We start from the raw sequence: 16,490 nt of genomic DNA on the forward strand, positions 1-16,490 counted from the left end.
GCGTCGGTGCGGTGCGGCCGCACTGATATGTTTGCCTGCAACCGGTTCAATCCCCTGCCGAATTCAGCATTTCCGCGTCGGCCGGGGCCGACTGTCTTGCCGGCATGAAAGTTCAATGACAGCTGAACTAGTCCCGACTGACCGGCTAATCACGCCATGACCCCACCTGCATTGTCTTTCAAGGCCTTGGCGGATTCTTTTGTTTTCACACGACCCTTGTCTTCACGTCTTTCAATCCCCGGATGCCCCACATATATTCGCCGCTGTTCGCAATCAGCGACCGGAAGCCGAAGCGGGAGGCCCCTATGGCGACATTGCAGAATTTCGACGCCGAAATTGCCAAGACCAAGCAGGTCGTCCAGGACATGCGCACCAAGATCGAGCAGTCCGGCACCGTGCTCGACACGCTTGCCACCGCTGACAAGAAGATCGGCGACGCCAATTTCGACATCGAGAACGCCCGCATCGAGGACGTGCTGAAGCAGCAGAAGGTGATGGAAGGCAACATTGCCGACCTGATCATCGGCCTCGAGGACGCCACCAACGTCTTCGGCGCCGAGTTCGAGAGCATGAAGAACTACACCGGCTGGGAAAACTTCGTCGGTGTCTTCTCCAGCCAGCGCAAGCAGCGTATGCGCACCGACCGCGTCCGCAACATGTCGCTGGCCGGCAATCTGCAGGAACTTCTGGCCAAGTCCGACACCATCGTCGGCATCCTGAAGGCGCAGAAGGAGGTCCTCGACCAGCGCTACAAGACCTCCGAGACCAGCCTGTCGCAGGTGATCGAGCGCCGCAAGACCACCATGTCGAACCTCGAAGCCGTGCAGAAACGCATCGAGGAACTCAACCCGATGCTGCTCGACATCGAAAACAAGATCGCCGCCTCGACCAGCCAGAAGGACCGCACCCAACTTGAGGGCGAACGCTCCAAGCTCGCCACCGAATACAACGAGAAGCAGGCCAAGGAGCAGGAACTGCTGGCCGAAAGCCAGACGCTCGAGCGCTACACCTCGATGTTCCAGACCTTCGTCGATTCGCTCAACAACCAGATCGCCGCGCAGTCGACGCTGATCAACAAGCTGACCATCGATACCGAGCAGCGCATCGTGCTCTACAAGGCGCTGGAAGATTCGCTGAAGACCGCCGCGCAGCAGGACGTCGCCCACAAGATCAACACGCTGGGCAGCCAGGTCGACAACACGGCGGAAGAAACCATGGCCGGCATCGGCGCCGCTTCGCAGAAGCACATTGGCGACCTGCTCGAAATGCACGAGAAGAACATGGTCGCCAGCGCCGATATCCAGCGCCGCAAGAAGCTCGCCGACGATGCCTTTGCCCGGCGCTTCGACGAGGTGCTGAAGAAGCACAATTCGGCCAACTACGTGCAGTCATAATTGCCGCGCGCACCGGTGCGACAATCCCAGGGCTGACAGAATGACCCCCGAAAACGACGCGGCGGCGCGGTATTTCTCGGCAATCACGGCCGCGCTCAGCGGCCTTGAAGTGTTCATGCGCGACGACCGCTCGCCGCTTTACCGGCACGGCATCGTCGCCAAGATCGTTGCCGAATACATCGCCCGGCTCGACAAGTCCTTTGGCTGCTGGCGCAACCGGCTGGGCTTCATGGACACGTTCCGCATTTCGCGCGCCGAAAGCGGTTTTCCGGTGTTCCAGAACCTGCTCGAACTGGAAAACGACCGCCGCCAGGCCGACAGCCGGCTCGCCAACATCCCGCTGGCCGGAGAGCTGCGCGAGGAGATGGCCGACTTCATCCTGCGCCACAAGGAGTTCCCCGAGGCGCTGCAGAAGTCGATGGCCGAGCGTCTCTATCTCGAGGACGTCAAGAGCGAGCAGACTTTCGGGCCGTTCACGCTGGCGCAGACGGCCAAGGTGTCGGTCAATCCGAAGACGGCGTTGCCCTACTATCTCGTCCATTGGGCGACCTTCGACGGCAGCGCCAACTTGCCGCTGGTCTACATGGTGACGGTGGAGGATTCCTCCGAGAACATGGTCCGCCAGCTCGTCGACCGGAACGGCAAGCTCAACGACAAGGTCGACATCCCGCTACCGGTCGACGGCCTGCTCAATCCCGAGCTCGCCCACCGTTTCGACGATTTCACCGAGAAGAACTCCGCCTACACGCTTTCGCCGGCGACGATTGCCGTAAACCTAGACAAGGATTTCGAGCCGCTGCACCCCAAGCAGTTGCGCCGCGTCGTGCTTGGCCCGTTCTATTCCGCGGGCATTACCGACAACAATTCGACGGTGACCGAAGTGCTGGCCAAGGTGCGCAAGCCGGAAAACGCCTGGCTGCTGACCTGGACCATCCAGGAGGTCTATTCCAAGGGCGAGAAGCCCGGCCGGAAGGGGCTGTTTTCCAGCGAGAAGACGACGCAGGAATTCTTCATCAACACCGACGACCTGGAAGCCGCGCGCCAGGGCGTGTCGAGCTACGAAAACCACGCACTGATCCCGCACGAGGCCTACCAGGCGCTCTACGCCGCCGGCGAAGCACAGAAGATCTTTGGCGGCTACAAGGTCCACATCCTGTCGAACGGACAGGTCATTTCAGACGTCTGACCGTAACACCACGGAGCATCCTTCATGGACACCGGCCTGACCACCATCCCGGAAGCGGCGATCGAGAAGCACCGCGCCACCGCGCAGAGCTTCATCACCCGCATCGTCGTGCTGGAGGACCCGTCGCGCGAATCCGGCACGGCGCTGGCCGGCACCAACCGCCGCTTCGTCTCCACCGTCTCGGTCGGCTCGGTGCGCCGCACGCGCGAGGTAGAGCTGTCGAGGACCGTCGGCGCCGTCCATCCCGACGACCAGCTGCTGACCATCCCGCAGCACACGCTTCTGTTTCGTGCCCGGCGCGGTACGGCGATTGCGCTCGCCATATCGGATGTCTTCGCCGAAGGCTCCGACCTCGAAAGCCTGCAGGCGAAGAACGCCCGCGCCCCGCTCGAGGGCGACGAGGCGTCGACCTTCAAGAAGCTGCTCTCAGCGTCGGCCTACATCTCGGCCTTCAGCCTGGCATCCTACCTGTTCCAGCTGATCGACAGCGACGGCGAGGCGCCCAACGACATCCCCGAACCCGACTTCCTTTTCGACACGCCGCAGGATGCGGTGAAGTCGATCCTCGCGGGCCTCGACAAGGCGATCGCGGGCTCGAAGGACGATGCCGACCTGGCGACCAGGGCACGCGCCTTCGCCCGCGTCGCCATTGACGGACTGCTGGCCAGAAAAGGCCGCTTCGACGGCATCGGCCCGTTCGAGAACGCCCATGTCCGCATCGATGCCGACGACTTCACCCTCGACGGCTTCGACGTCGCGCCCGGCAAGCGGTCGAAGCCGCTGGTGATGACCTTCAAGAAGCCGGAAGAAGTCGTCGGCAACCACATCGCCAAGTACCAGTCGGTCAAGCTCGCCAAGATGCTGATGGCCTATGATTTCGAGCGCGAGCTGAACCCGTTCGTCGAACTCGGCGGCTTCCTGTTCACCTTCATCGGCGACGGTGCGCCCGGCACCGGCAAGACGACTTTGATCCAGATGATCGCCGGCCTGGTCAATGGCTACTGCCAGGTCGCCGGCTATCCCTTTGCCTACGAGAATTTCGGCGTCGACCAGATCTCGTCCTATCAGGGCAAATCGGGTCAGAACTGCCGCCAGTTCATCAACAATGTGCTCAACCCGCGCGTGATCGGCTTCGGCACCATCGACGATATCGACCAGGTGGCGGCGCGCCGCTCCGACGACCGCGCCTCTGCCGGCCAGCAGGAGATCACCGGCGTCCTGATGGACGCCTTCGCCGGCGCTTCAACCGTGGTGCGCGGCAACTGCTCGTTCGGCATGTTCTCCAACTATCCCGAAAATGTCGACGACGCGCTGCGCCAGCGCGCCGGCGCCCGCTGGCTGGTCGACGGCCCGCAGACCCGCGACGACTATATCGACATCTTCGTGCTGCTCGCCGGCAAGAACCACGAGATCCCTCTGGGCAAGCATGAACTCTACGCCGCGCAGGAAATCCAGCGCGCTGTCGAGGAAGCCTATGAGGAGCATGAGAAGCCGCAGGAGGACGGCCTGATGAAGGTCTACGAGCGCTACATGAAGGAGAATGGCGCGCCCAAGACCATGGCCGACATCGGCACCTACCTGCACCTAATCAAGGACGCCGAGCCGCGCTTCACCGGCCGCGCCATCAAGAACGTCACCGACGCCATCAAGATGCGCGCCATGGACATTGAGCTGCCCGACGACTGGTTCGAGAAGCCGGAAGCCTTCATGCACAAGAGCTATGACGAGAAGAAAGCCATGATCGAGGAACTGCGCGGTCCGTTCTCGATGGACATGGTCATGCAGGAGATCAACCGCTACGCCGATTCCGAGTTCCGCTATTCCGACAAGTCCGACGACGCCGCCGTGGAAAAGCTGCTGCGCGACGCGCGGCTGCGCGAGCGGGCGGCGCGCGAGATGGAGGAGATGAAGAAGAAGGGCAATTGGAATGCGTGAGCCACACCGGCCTTTCGTTCTCCCCGCGAACGGGGAGAAGGCAAGATGAGCCACCCCGCCAAAAAAACCGACCTCTTGCGCGACAACGAACTCATCTATGGCCGTCTGCTCACCGTCGACGAGCCGCATCTCATCCAGCGTTACAACAAGGCGCTGGCCGCCTTCGGCCTGCCTCCCACCAAGCTGAAGAGCTTCCAGATCGACCGCACCGGCTTCTCGCCCGAGATCGCCGACGAATGCGGCGACCCCGACTATCTCGACCCCAACGAGGTCAATCGCCGTTTCATCATCCTGACGCCGTCGCAGATCGACCTGCCGGTGGTGCACACGGCCTTCTCCAACACCTCGCAGCTGATGTTCGAGTTCATGTCCAAGAACCAGCGCGCCATCGACGCGCTGACCATCAAGGACGTCATCTACGGCGAGATCGAGGATTCCGTTCCCAAGGTGAACGACATCGAAGACCTGCTGTCGATCAACCAGGTTGAGTTCAAGGTGCTGTCGGCCGAGGACGTGCTGGGCAAGGCCGCTGAACTCGGCAAGCTTGTCGACCGGCTGAGGCAGGAGCCCGACGCCTGGCGCGACAACGCCATGCTGACCCGCATGGTGGAGCTGGCGAAAATCTGCGGCGACATCCGCGAGAACGCGCTGGTGCCCGACCAGGTGATCTTCCGCCACAATGCCTACTGGACCAGCCATTTCGGCGGGCTCTACGTGTTCGTCGATCCCGACATGACGACGGTGATCAGCGATCCGGCGGCCCCGGGCTTTCGCCGCTCGCGGCCGTGGCAGGTGAGCTATCTCTCGATCAACGACGCCGACAAGGTCTTCAAGTTCCTGGCCAGCACCGGCCGCATCGAACTGCCGCGCGCCTCCTGGATCGAAGCGTCCGGCTATCTCGAGCACCGCGCCGAGATGGTGGTGCGCGCGCTGATCCGCGACGCCGAGCCAAACCGCAACCTGACCGATGTCGACAAGGTCTGGCTACAGACTTGGATCCAGAGCCATGCCGACCTGATCACCAAGGACGGCAATTTCCCTTTCCTCAACGCCGCCAAGCGCGAAATCGCCCAGCTTGGCCATCTCAAGATCGAGGATGTGTTCCCGCAGCAGCGCTTCCTTGTGGTCCGCGCCAAGCCAGACCATCCCGACGCCTGGCTGACCAACCGGCTGATCTCGGATTTCGTGCCGAGCGACTTTGTCTCGCGCTACATCTTCAACAAGCAGGGCTTCTACAAGGACTATGACGGCTTCAGCGACGCCTGGAGATCGCATGTTGTGGACGTTCTGAAAACCACATATTTGAAGGACAAGGTGGCGTTTCGCACACGCCTCTACGGCCTGACTGACTAGAACGAAATGAGCTGTCATTTCGTTCTAACTTGTTGTTTTGGCGCATGATGTTATCCAAAAAGTCTGCAACTTTTTGGCATCATGCTTTGAGGGGGTGACACAGCCATGCTCGATCCGATCGTCAATTTCTTCACCCGGATTTTCCAGTGGATCGGCCGCGGCATTGGCCTTCTGATTGGCGCCATCCTGTGGCCGTTCCTATGGGCCGGCCGCTGGTACACGCAGCGTGGCTGGATCCTCAAGGCCGTGCTCGGCCTGGCCCTGTTGGTGCTAATCGGCCTCTACGCCAACTTCTTCTATGCCACCCAGTGGTGGAACAATTTCAACCCGAACTATCCGGACACCTACACGTTCGAGAAGCGCAATGTTTCCGCCGGCGAGCAGGTGGCCGCCGGCACCGGCACCGACACGGCCAAGACCTGCGGCAACTCCGGCATTGCCCAGATCGCGGCCGACCTGACCGACTTCAACGTCAACCAGAATGCCTGGATCTCGTCGATGATCCTCTACAAGCTCGGCCTGTTCGGCATCGACTGGGACAACACGCCGTGGATGGACAACAAGGCGTCGTTCCAGCGCGGCATCAACCAGGCGGTGCGGCGCACGGCGACCGAACTCGCCGACAATCTCGGCCGCGTCCGCACGACCTCGCAGATCGATGCCGATCTGCAGGATGCGCGCGGCAATCTGCAGTTCGACGAATACACCTGGTATTTCGGCGTAAGCCCGTTCGGCCCGAAGACGCCGACCCCGAGCTACTATCGCGACGCCGTGCGCAAGCTGCGCTCGTTCAATGCCCGCCTCGCCACCTGCCAGGCCACTTTCGATGCCCGCGCCGACAATCTGAAGCAATATATCGACCGCATCGCATCGGACATTGGCTCGACCTCCGCCATCCTCAAGGAGCGTGCCGAGAACCACAACAATGGCTGGTTCGATACGCGCGCCGACGACCGCTACTGGTTCGCCTATGGCCAGCTCTATGCCTATTATGGCCTGATGAAGGGCGCGCAGGCCGACTTCGAGGACGTCATCAAGGAAAAGCACCTGCAGAGCCTGTGGGACACGATGGACGCGCAATTTGTCTCGGCCCTGCGCATACAGCCGTTCATCATCGCCAATGGCCGCGAGGATGGCTGGCTGCTGCCGACGCATCTGACGACGATGGGCTTCTACATCCTGCGCGTGCGCTCCAACATGGTCGAAATCAGCAACGTCCTGACGCAGTAGCGTTCGGTTGTGGCGGTTCCAGCGATGGCAAATTTGCGCCGTCGCCTCTGTCGCATTCCGTGCATTGTGCGGCTGTTTTGAGACGGCGGAAACGCCGCCGCTCTGGCTTCTATACGGCGCGGCAAGCGGAGCCAGAAAGAACCGAGGACAGGTCGGCCGGCCGCACAGAAATTTTCTCTATAGGAAACATAGTTGCATGGAAGTTGACGCCACGGCAGCGACAGGGTTAGAACATGCCCGCGCGCCCGGTTCCAACCTGCTTGCGATAGAGATCAACCCCGTCCCCTCCACCGTTCAATCCAGAGGAAAGCCGTCATGGCCGAAGTGAAGTCCGACATCGAGATCGCGCGCGCCGCCAAGAAAAAGCAGATCCAGGAGATCGGCCAGAAGATCGGCATCCCGACCGAACATCTGCTGCCCTATGGCCACGACAAGGCCAAGATCTCGGCCGAGTTCATCAAATCGGTGAAGGGCAACAAGGACGGCAAGCTGATCCTGGTCACCGCCATCAACCCGACGCCTGCCGGCGAAGGCAAGACCACCACCACGGTCGGCCTCGGCGATGGCCTCAACCGCATCGGCAAGAAGGCGATCGTCTGCATCCGCGAAGCCTCGCTCGGCCCGAATTTCGGCGTCAAGGGCGGTGCCGCCGGCGGCGGTTACGCGCAGGTCGTGCCGATGGAGGACATGAACCTCCACTTCACCGGCGACTTCCACGCCATCACCACCGCCCACAATCTGCTTTCGGCGCTGATCGACAACCACATCTACTGGGGCAATGAGCTCGGCATCGACACACGCCGCGTGGTGTGGCGCCGCGTCATGGACATGAACGACCGGGCGCTGCGCGAAATCATCTGCTCGCTCGGCGGCGTCGCCAACGGCTTCCCGCGCGAGGCCGGCTTCGACATCACCGTCGCCTCGGAAGTCATGGCCATCCTGTGCCTTGCCACCGACCTGAAGGATCTGGAAAAGCGCCTCGGCGACATCATCGTCGCCTACCGCCGCGACAAGTCGCCGGTTTATGCCCGCGACCTCAAGGCCGACGGCGCCATGGCCGTGCTGCTGAAGGACGCCATGCAGCCCAACCTGGTGCAGACGCTGGAGAACAACCCGGCCTTCGTCCATGGCGGCCCGTTCGCCAACATCGCGCATGGCTGCAACTCGGTCGTTGCCACCACCACGGCGCTGAAGCTCGCCGACTATGTCGTCACCGAAGCCGGTTTCGGCGCCGACCTCGGTGCCGAGAAATTCTTCGACATCAAGTGCCGCAAGGCGGGCCTGAAGCCGGCGGCCGCCGTCATCGTCGCCACCGTGCGCGCCATGAAGATGAATGGCGGCGTCAAGAAGGAAGACCTCGGCAAGGAAAACGTCGAGGCGGTGAAGAAGGGCTGCGCCAATCTCGGCCGCCACATCGAAAACATCAGGCAGTTCGGCGTACCGGCGGTGGTCGCCATCAACCACTTCTATTCCGACACCGACGCCGAAATCCAGGCGATGAAGGACTATGTCGCCTCGATGGGCGAAGAGGCGGTCTTGTGCAAGCATTGGGCCCACGGCTCGGCCGGCATCGAGGAGCTCGCCAACAAGGTGGTGGCGCTGGCCGAATCCGGCGCCTCGCAATTCGCGCCGCTCTATCCCGACGCCATGCCGCTGTTCGAGAAGATCAACACCATCGTCCAGCGCATCTATCGCGGCTCGGAAGCGATTGCCGACAAGTCGGTGCGCGACCAGTTGCACGCCTGGGAGCAGGCCGGCTACGGCAACCTCCCGGTCTGCATGGCCAAGACCCAGTACTCCTTCTCGACCGACCCGAACCTGCGCGGCGCGCCGACCGGCCACACCGTGCCTGTGCGCGAGGTCAGGCTTTCGGCGGGCGCCGGCTTCGTCGTCATCATCTGCGGCGAGGTCATGACCATGCCCGGCCTGCCCAAGGCGCCGTCCTCGGAAAAGATCTTCCTCAACGAGATGGGCCAGATCGAAGGCCTGTTCTAGAACCCTTCAAAATCCCAAATGCCAAAGGGCGCCGCAGCGATGCGGCGCCCTTTCTGTTTGCAGAACGGCCTAAGCCGCGTTGCGCGCCAGCGCCCGCTGGTTGGAGGCGTAGATCGTGTCGCGCTCCGGCAAGGCGCCGGTCTTCAGGCATTCCGTCCATTCGGCGGTCTTCAGCACCGCGGCGAAGCGCGACTGCAGGATGATCGTGACCACGCGGTGGATCTCCTCGGCCGAGGCATAGCCGGCGCTGTTGGCATAGGGCACCGAGCCGGTCGCGTCGGACAGGAACTCGACGGCAAAGCCCGTATGCACGGCATGGATAATGGTCGACAGGTCGCAATTATGCGTCATGTAGCCGACCACCGTGAGCGTATCGATGGCGTTGGCGCGCAGCCACGCCTCGAGGTCGGTGCCGGTGAAGGCCGAGGGCAGCATCTTCTCTACATAGTGGTCGCGGCCGCGCCTGGCGATTTCGGGATGCAATTCACCGCCGTGACTGCCCTTGGCGAAGATCGGCGAGGTCTCGGGCGCCATCTGCTTGACGACCACGACCTTGATGCCGGCGGCCGTCGCAGCGTCCATGGCACGTGCCACATTGACGACGCTGTCGCGGAACGGCGGATGCTGGATGGCCAGATTGCCGCCGTCATAGTCGTTCTGGACGTCGATGACGATGAGCGCGCGGCGCGGTGTGGTGTTGGCGGGGGCAGACATGGTGTTTTCCTTCCGGCTTGAATGCGATGGGCCGAAAATAAGCCATTCGATGAGCAGCCAAAAGTGGCCCGATTGACATCATTCGAAAGAATTGGGACAATACAGCTTCCGAACCGGAAACGCCCATGACCGCCCCGATCATTGCCGCCCTCGCCTTCGATGGCATCAGCCCGTTTCATCTCTCCGTGCCTTGCCTGGTGTTCGGCGCCGATCGCACGAGGCTCGGCCTGCCGCGCTTCGACTTCCGTGTCTGCGGGGTCGAGCAAGGCATGATCCGGACCGACGCCGGGCTGAGCGTCCTTGTCCCGCATGGGCCGTCCGCGCTCGACGATGCCGACATCATCATCATCCCGAGCTGGAAGGATCTCGAAGCCCCGCTGGCCAGGCCGCTCAACGAAGCGCTCGGCCGCGCGCACCGGCGCGGGGCGCTGATTGTCGGCCTGTGCCTCGGCACCTTTGCCATTGCCGCCGCCGGCCTGCTTTCGGGACGGAAGGCGACCACGCATTGGGCCTATACGGACCAGCTGCGTGTCCTGCATCCCGACATTTCGGTCGATGCCGACGTGCTTTATGTCGATGATGGCGACATCGTCACCTCCGCCGGCGTCGCCGCCGGGCTGGACTGCTGCCTGCATATCGTGCGCGCCCGTTATGGCGCCGAAGCGGCACTGCGGCTCGCGCGGCACGTCGTGCTCTCACCGCACAGGCAGGGCGGGCAGGCGCAGTTCATCGAACGCCCCGTGGCAAAGAGCGCGGATGCCGACCGCTTCACCCAGGCGCTGGACGCGGTCCGGACGACACTCAGCGAGGCGCACAGCCTGGACAGCGTCGCCGAGGCCGCCGGCCTGACACGGCGCACCTTTACACGCCGCTTCCAGAAATCGATCGGCACCAGTTTTGGCGACTGGCTGACCAGCCAGCGCATCGAACTGGCGCAACGCCTGCTGGAAGCGACGGAAAAATCGATGGACATCGTCGCCTTCGAGGCCGGCTTCGGCAGCGCCACCTCGCTGCGCCAGCATTTCGCCGCGCGGCTCCGGACATCGCCGGCGCAATATCGGCGCGAATTCTCCCGGCGGGTAGATTGGGACGAACGGGTGGCGCAGGCCTGACCGCTTTGCGCCAGATCGTCAACCGCGCTTGACCGGTCGCGCCGGATTGCCGACCACCGTCTCGTTTGCAGGCACATCGCGCGTCACCACAGCGCCGGCGCCGACTATGGCGCCCTCGCCGATGCTGACGCCGCCAAGGATGATGGCGCTGCCGCCGATCCAGGCACGGGCGCCGATCTCGACCGGCCTGGCGATCTCCAGCCCCGCCTGTCGCCCGGCAGCTTCCTTGTGGTGTTCGGCGCAATAGATCTGCACATTGGGGCCAAGCAGCGTTCCCTTGCCGATGCGCACGGCTGCCGTGTCGAGGATGGTGCAGCCGGCGTTGAGGAAGACGCCATCGCCGAGAAGAATGTTGAAGCCGTAGGCGCAGTGGAACGGCGCCTCGATGCGGGCGCCCTCGCCCACGCCGCCGAGCAATGCCTTGAGGCCCGGCCCGAGATTTCCGCGCTGCCTTGGCGGCAGGCAATTGTGCTCGAACACCGCGTCGCGCGCGAGGGCACGCAGCGCCTCCAGCTCGTCATCCAGGCAAGTGTACCATTCGCCGGCCGCCATCTTCGCGCGCTCGCTTCCAGCCATGGCGGGTCTCCGATTGACGTCCTTGCAAAGCATAGTTGCGGCCAGCAGAAAAGCGCCAAGCCAAGTACTGGTCAAATATTGGACCTATGGTAGCCTGCCGTCTAAGGCCGTCCTGGCCTGGTGATCGAGGGGATCAACATGCTCTATCTTCTTGCACTTCTGATCGGCGTCATCGCCGGCCTGCGCGCAATGACCGCGCCGGCGGCGGTCGCCTGGGGCGCCTATCTCGGCTGGCTGCCGGTTGCCGGCACCTGGGCAAGCTTCATGGGCCATTGGGCCGCAGTCGGCATCTTCACCATCCTGGCCATCGTCGAGCTCGTCACCGACCAGCTGCCGTCGACGCCAAGCCGTAAAGTGCCGCAACAGTTCGGCGCCCGCATCATCATGGGCGCCTTCACCGGCGCGGTGATCGGCGCGACCGGTGGCGCCACAATAGGCGGCCTGATCGCCGGCGCCATCGGCGCGGTCATCGGCACTTATGGCGGCGCCGAAGCACGCAGCCGGCTGGCGGCCGCTTTCGGCAAGGATCCGCCCGCTGCCTTCATCGAGGACGCGGTGGCGATCATCGGCGGCCTGCTGATCGTGGCGGCGGTGGCATGACGGCAAAAACTTTCGACGCCATCATCATCGGCGCCGGCCAGGCCGGCACACCGCTCGCCGGAAGGCTGAACGCAGCCGGCATGAGCGTGGCGCTGATCGAGCGCAAGCTGGTCGGCGGTACCTGCGTCAACACCGGCTGCATCCCGACCAAAACGATGGTGGCGAGCGCCTATGCCGCGCATCTGGCGCGGCGTGCCGCCGACTATGGCGTGACGCTCAGTGGCCCTGTAGGCGTCGACTATGCCAAGATCAAGGCGCGCAAGGACAAGGTTTCGGGCGCCTCCCGCACGGGGCTGGAAAGCTGGATCGCCGGCATGGACAAATGCACGCTCTATCGCGGCCATGCGCGCTTGGAATCCGCCAATACGGTGCGCGTTGGCGACGACCTCCTGACCGCCGGAAAGATCTTCCTCAACACCGGCGGCCGCGCTTCCGTGCCCGATTTGCCCGGCATCCACGACATAGACTATCTGACCAATTCCTCGATGATGGATCTCGAGGTCCTGCCGCGCCATCTGATCGTCGTCGGCGGCAGCTACATCTCGCTCGAATTCGCGCAGATGTTCCGCCGTTTCGGCTCGGACGTCACCGTCATCGAGAAGAGTCCGCGCCTGACCGGCCGCGAGGACGAGGACGTCTCGGCCACCATCCTGTCCATCCTCGAAAATGAAGGCATCACAGTCCATGTCGGCGCCGACGACATCGGCTTCGCCAAACAGGGCGACGATATCGCCGTGACCTTCTCGGCCGGCAAGCCGCCCGCCGTCGGTTCTCATGTGTTGCTGGCGCTCGGCCGAACGCTCAACACCGACGATCTCGGCCTCGACAGAGCCGGCGTCGCCCTCGACAAGCGTGGCGCCGTTATCGTGGACGACCAGCTGCGCACCAGCGTGCCCGGCATCTGGGCGATGGGCGACTGCAACGGCAAGGGCGCTTTCACCCACACCTCCTACAATGACTACGAGATCGTCGCCGCCAACCTGCTCGACAACGACCCACGCAAGGTCAGCGACCGCATCGAGGCCTATGCGCTCTACATCGACCCGCCACTCGGCCGCTGCGGCATGACCGAGGCGGCGGTGAAGAAATCCGGACGCCGCGCGCTGGTCGGCCAGCGGCCGATGACACGTGTCGGCCGCGCCGTCGAAAAGGGCGAGACGCAAGGCTTCATGAAGATCCTGGTCGATGCCGACACCAGGGAAATCCTTGGCTGTTCGGTGCTCGGTCCCGGCGGCGACGAAGCGGTGCATTGTGTGCTCGATCTGATGTACGCCAAGGCACCGGTAGACACGCTGGCGCGCGCGACGCACATCCACCCCACGGTCTCGGAACTGCTGCCGACGATTGCCCAGGAACTGAAGCCGCTGGCCTGAGGTCTATTCCCCCGTATCCGGCCCGGTCAGCTTCGCCTCCAGCCGGCCGAGCAGAAGCATGGCGCCGCTCAGTTCGGCGTCGCCGACATCGCTCAGCAGATCGGCGCGCAGCACCGCCAGCAGCCGCTCGATCTCGGTCACGCGGCTGCGCCCGGCATCGGTAAGCGACAGGATCTTGGCGCGTCGGTCGGCCGCATCCTCGGTGCGCGTCACCAGCCCTTCCTCGACCAGCAGGTCGACGATGCGCACCAGCGATGGCCCCTCGAAGCCGAGGTGATCGGCGAGCACGCCCTGGCGCTGATTGTCGCCCAGCCGCGACAGCATCACCAATGGCATGGCGGTGGCATGCGACAGGCCGCAATCGTCGAGCGCCTTGTCGGCCGCGCGCCGCCACAGCCTGGCGACTGATATAACGAGTTGGCCAAATCTGGCTCGATCCAGGTCTTGCTTGGGCATGGCGAAAAAGATAACATGCTATCTATTAGGTTGCGATAAAATTCTTTTCCCTGGCGAAGCCCCCGTCGCCAAAACCGGAAGCCGACGACCGAGCTCCAAAGATCGCCCTGACGGCCCTTTTCGGCCGCCGCGACAGCGAGGCACCGAACCGGAAAAGCGTGAGGACCGACATGGCGAACCAAGATTCCAACAGCTCCGGTGGCATCTGGCTGCTCGTGCTTTTCGGCCTGGTACTGATGATCATCGGCCTGCCGCTGCTCTATGGCGGCGTCCAGCTCATCGGCCTTGGCGGCTCCTGGTATTACGCGCTGGCCGGTGCCGGCATCATCATCTCGGGGTTTCTCTTTGCCTTGCGCCGCCGCGCCGGCTTCTGGCTCTACATCCTCATTTTCCTCGCCACCATTGCCTGGGCGTTGTGGGAGGCCGGATTGAACTTCTGGCCGCTAGTGCCGCGGCTCGTCGCGCCGGCGGTGCTTGCGGTGATCGCTCTCCTGCTGGCGCCTCTGTTCCCGTCATCCAGCGGCGGCAAGCGTGGTCCCTTCACCCTTGCCGGCATCCTCGTGCTCGGCCTGGTCGCCACCGCCGCCTATGCCTTCCAGCCGCATGGCGTCATCCGCGACACGGTCGCCGCCAGTCAAGCGCCGGCGCCTGCCGTCGCGACGGCCTCCAGCACCGACTGGCGCCATTACGGCCGCACGCCCGCCGGCACCCGCTATGCGCCGATCGGCCAGATCAACAAGGACAATGTGAAGGACCTCAAGGTCGCCTGGACCTTCCGCACCGGCGATGTCCCGGCCAAGGGCGCCGAGGACCAGAATACGCCGCTGCAAATCGGCGACACCGTCTACACCTGCTCTTCGACAAATATCGTCAATGCACTCAACGCCGAGACCGGCGAGCCGCTCTGGAAATTCGACCCGAAAGCCTCGGCGCCGCTGTGGCAGCGCTGCCGCGGCGTGAGCTACTACCAGCCCGCGGCCGATGCGGCGCCCGGCGGCTCTCCAGCCGCCTGTGCCGGGCGCATCGTCATGACCACCATCGACGCGCGGCTGATCGAGATCGATGCCAGGACTGGCCAGCCCTGCGCGGATTTCGGCCAGGGCGGCACCGTCGATCTCAAGCAAGGCATGGGCGAGATCAAGGCCGGCTTCTATTTCCAGACCTCGGCTCCGACCGTCATGCGCGACCTGATCATGGTCGGCGGCTGGGTCTGGGACAATGTCGAGACCGGCGAGCCCTCCGGCGCCATCCGTGCCTTCAACGCAAGGACGGGCGAGTTGGTCTGGGCCTGGGACCTCGGCAACCCCGCCATCACCAAACTGCCGCCGGAAGGCCAGAGCTACACGCGCGGGACGCCCAATGTCTGGTCGACGCCGAGCTATGACGATGCGCTCGGCCTCGTCTATCTGCCGACCGGCAACGCGACGCCCGACTTTTTCGGCGCCGAACGCAGCAAGGCGGCGGAGGATTACACCGCTTCGGTCGTCGCGCTCGACATCGCCACCGGCCGCGAGCGCTGGAAATTCCAGACCGTGCATCACGATCTGTGGGACTACGACCTTCCCTCGCAGCCGGCGCTCTATGACGTGCCCGACGGCAAGGGCGGCAAGGTGCCGGCGCTGATCCAGGTGACCAAGCGCGGCCAGATCTTCATGCTCGACCGCCGCGACGGCAAGCCGATCGCCGAAGTCCAGGAAAAGCCGGTGCCGCAGGACGGCGGCGCCAAGGAGGACTTCCTGTCGCCGACCCAACCCTATTCGGTCGGCATGCCCTCGATCGGCGATCAGCCATTCACCGAGGCCAACATGTGGGGCGCCACGCCGTTCGACCAGCTCTATTGCCGCATCGGTTTCAAGAGGCTGCGCTACGAGGGTGAGTTCACGCCGCCCGGCCCGACGCGCTCGCTGCAATTTCCCGGCTATTATGGCGGCATGAACTGGGGCAGCGCCTCGATCGACGAGGCCACTGGCACTCTGATCGTCAACGATATCCGCATGCCGCAATTCGTCGAATTGCTGCCGCGCGCCGTGGCCGACAATTACGGTCCCTCGGCGGCGCACGATGGTCTGGGCACCCAGCTCGGCACGCCCTATGGCGCGCTGAAGAACGGCTTCATGTCGCCGCTCGGCGTGCCTTGCCACCAGCCGCCCTACGGCACGATCAGCGCCATCGACCTGAACACGCGAAAACTCGTCTGGCAGATACCGGCCGGCACGCTGCAGGACACCGGCCCGCTCGGCATGAGGACCGGCCTGCAAATCCCGATCGGCATGCCGTCGCTCGGCGGCCCGGTGACCACGGCGGGCGGCCTCGTCTTCTATGCCGGCACGCAGGACTATTATCTGCGCGCCATCGATGTCGCCACCGGCGAGGAGCTTTGGAAAGGCCGCCTGCCGGTTGGCGCGCAGGCAACGCCGATGACCTACACCTCGCCCGAAAGCGGCCGCCAGTTCGTCGTCGTCTCGGCGGGCGGGGCGCGCCAATCGCCCGACCGCGGCGACTATATCATCGCCTATGCCTTGCCGAAGGCGCCATGATCCGGAAGTTCCTCCGCGGATGATCGACA

At 63.8% G+C, this 16,490-nt stretch carries 13 protein-coding genes; 10 read left to right on the forward strand and 3 right to left on the reverse strand.

Annotated features, from left to right (window positions below):
* Positions 1-305: 305 nt before the first annotated feature.
* From ACLGL5_RS33455 to ACLGL5_RS33480, 6 genes are all read left to right on the forward strand, one after another.
* The gene (locus ACLGL5_RS33455; RefSeq protein WP_027047308.1) at positions 306-1,394 is read left to right on the forward strand and encodes a hypothetical protein; all 1,089 of its coding nucleotides are present in this window, start codon (positions 306-308) and stop codon (positions 1,392-1,394) included.
* 40 nt (positions 1,395-1,434) lie between these two features.
* On the forward strand, positions 1,435-2,580 hold the full coding sequence (locus tag ACLGL5_RS33460) for a hypothetical protein (protein ID WP_038649149.1): 1,146 nt from the start codon (positions 1,435-1,437) through the stop codon (positions 2,578-2,580).
* 24 nt (positions 2,581-2,604) lie between these two features.
* Positions 2,605-4,515, forward strand: coding sequence for an AAA family ATPase (locus ACLGL5_RS33465; RefSeq protein ID WP_069092998.1), 1,911 nt, complete (start codon positions 2,605-2,607; stop codon positions 4,513-4,515).
* A 45-nt stretch (positions 4,516-4,560) separates the two neighbouring features.
* Complete coding sequence (locus ACLGL5_RS33470) at positions 4,561-5,868, forward strand: DUF6638 family protein (protein WP_069092999.1); 1,308 nt, start codon at positions 4,561-4,563, stop codon at positions 5,866-5,868.
* A gap of 105 nt (positions 5,869-5,973) precedes the next feature.
* The gene (locus ACLGL5_RS33475) at positions 5,974-7,098 is read left to right on the forward strand and encodes a DUF2333 family protein (protein WP_019860715.1); all 1,125 of its coding nucleotides are present in this window, start codon (positions 5,974-5,976) and stop codon (positions 7,096-7,098) included.
* Positions 7,099-7,413: 315 nt separating this feature from the next.
* Positions 7,414-9,093 (forward strand): formate--tetrahydrofolate ligase, encoded by a 1,680-nt coding sequence (locus ACLGL5_RS33480; RefSeq protein WP_069093000.1) that lies wholly within the window; start codon positions 7,414-7,416, stop codon positions 9,091-9,093.
* A 69-nt stretch (positions 9,094-9,162) separates the two neighbouring features.
* Here the strand turns inward: ACLGL5_RS33480 and ACLGL5_RS33485 are convergent, their stop codons facing one another.
* Positions 9,163-9,807 (reverse strand): cysteine hydrolase family protein, encoded by a 645-nt coding sequence (locus ACLGL5_RS33485; protein ID WP_069093001.1) that lies wholly within the window; start codon positions 9,805-9,807, stop codon positions 9,163-9,165.
* A 125-nt stretch (positions 9,808-9,932) separates the two neighbouring features.
* Between ACLGL5_RS33485 and ACLGL5_RS33490 the strand changes: the two genes are divergently transcribed.
* A complete protein-coding gene (locus ACLGL5_RS33490; RefSeq protein WP_069093002.1) occupies positions 9,933-10,919 on the forward strand; it encodes a helix-turn-helix domain-containing protein in 987 nt (328 codons plus the stop codon).
* Positions 10,920-10,937: 18 nt separating this feature from the next.
* Here the strand turns inward: ACLGL5_RS33490 and ACLGL5_RS33495 are convergent, their stop codons facing one another.
* Positions 10,938-11,495, reverse strand: a complete 558-nt coding sequence (locus tag ACLGL5_RS33495; protein WP_038653272.1) for a sugar O-acetyltransferase — start codon at positions 11,493-11,495, stop codon at positions 10,938-10,940.
* Positions 11,496-11,633: 138 nt separating this feature from the next.
* Here ACLGL5_RS33495 and ACLGL5_RS33500 point away from each other — a divergent pair, with 138 nt between their 5' ends.
* Both ACLGL5_RS33500 and ACLGL5_RS33505 read left to right on the forward strand, forming a co-directional pair.
* Positions 11,634-12,095: a DUF4126 domain-containing protein gene (locus ACLGL5_RS33500; protein WP_069093003.1), complete on the forward strand. Its 462-nt coding sequence runs from the start codon at positions 11,634-11,636 to the stop codon at positions 12,093-12,095.
* Positions 12,092-13,468, forward strand: coding sequence for an FAD-containing oxidoreductase (locus tag ACLGL5_RS33505; RefSeq protein WP_069093004.1), 1,377 nt, complete (start codon positions 12,092-12,094; stop codon positions 13,466-13,468). The genes ACLGL5_RS33500 and ACLGL5_RS33505 overlap by 4 nt, the downstream gene beginning before the upstream one ends.
* 3 nt (positions 13,469-13,471) lie before the next feature.
* On the opposite strand, the gene ACLGL5_RS33510 is transcribed toward ACLGL5_RS33505, so the two are convergent.
* Positions 13,472-13,924 carry a MarR family winged helix-turn-helix transcriptional regulator gene (locus ACLGL5_RS33510; protein ID WP_019860723.1) on the reverse strand — a complete coding sequence of 151 codons (453 nt, stop codon included), beginning with the start codon at positions 13,922-13,924 and terminating at the stop codon, positions 13,472-13,474.
* Positions 13,925-14,094: 170 nt separating this feature from the next.
* On the opposite strand from ACLGL5_RS33510, the gene ACLGL5_RS33515 reads away from it, so the two are divergent.
* Positions 14,095-16,461: a membrane-bound PQQ-dependent dehydrogenase, glucose/quinate/shikimate family gene (locus ACLGL5_RS33515; protein ID WP_069093005.1), complete on the forward strand. Its 2,367-nt coding sequence runs from the start codon at positions 14,095-14,097 to the stop codon at positions 16,459-16,461.
* The last annotated feature ends 29 nt before the right edge of the window (positions 16,462-16,490 follow it).

The organism is Mesorhizobium sp. U510 (assembly GCF_059180695.1).

What these genes read in the sequence shown, in the direction of transcription:
- ACLGL5_RS33455 (WP_027047308.1), top strand. Translation starts at nt 306, where the DNA reads ATGGCGACATTGCAGAATTTCGACGCCGAAATTGCCAAGACCAAGCAG.
- ACLGL5_RS33460 (WP_038649149.1), top strand. Translation starts at nt 1,435, where the DNA reads ATGACCCCCGAAAACGACGCGGCGGCGCGGTATTTCTCGGCAATCACG.
- ACLGL5_RS33465 (WP_069092998.1), top strand. Translation starts at nt 2,605, where the DNA reads ATGGACACCGGCCTGACCACCATCCCGGAAGCGGCGATCGAGAAGCAC.
- ACLGL5_RS33470 (WP_069092999.1), top strand. Translation starts at nt 4,561, where the DNA reads ATGAGCCACCCCGCCAAAAAAACCGACCTCTTGCGCGACAACGAACTC.
- ACLGL5_RS33475 (WP_019860715.1), top strand. Translation starts at nt 5,974, where the DNA reads ATGCTCGATCCGATCGTCAATTTCTTCACCCGGATTTTCCAGTGGATC.
- ACLGL5_RS33480 (WP_069093000.1), top strand. Translation starts at nt 7,414, where the DNA reads ATGGCCGAAGTGAAGTCCGACATCGAGATCGCGCGCGCCGCCAAGAAA.
- ACLGL5_RS33485 (WP_069093001.1), bottom strand. Translation starts at nt 9,807, where the DNA reads ATGTCTGCCCCCGCCAACACCACACCGCGCCGCGCGCTCATCGTCATC.
- ACLGL5_RS33490 (WP_069093002.1), top strand. Translation starts at nt 9,933, where the DNA reads ATGACCGCCCCGATCATTGCCGCCCTCGCCTTCGATGGCATCAGCCCG.
- ACLGL5_RS33495 (WP_038653272.1), bottom strand. Translation starts at nt 11,495, where the DNA reads ATGGCTGGAAGCGAGCGCGCGAAGATGGCGGCCGGCGAATGGTACACT.
- ACLGL5_RS33500 (WP_069093003.1), top strand. Translation starts at nt 11,634, where the DNA reads ATGCTCTATCTTCTTGCACTTCTGATCGGCGTCATCGCCGGCCTGCGC.
- ACLGL5_RS33505 (WP_069093004.1), top strand. Translation starts at nt 12,092, where the DNA reads ATGACGGCAAAAACTTTCGACGCCATCATCATCGGCGCCGGCCAGGCC.
- ACLGL5_RS33510 (WP_019860723.1), bottom strand. Translation starts at nt 13,924, where the DNA reads ATGCCCAAGCAAGACCTGGATCGAGCCAGATTTGGCCAACTCGTTATA.
- ACLGL5_RS33515 (WP_069093005.1), top strand. Translation starts at nt 14,095, where the DNA reads ATGGCGAACCAAGATTCCAACAGCTCCGGTGGCATCTGGCTGCTCGTG.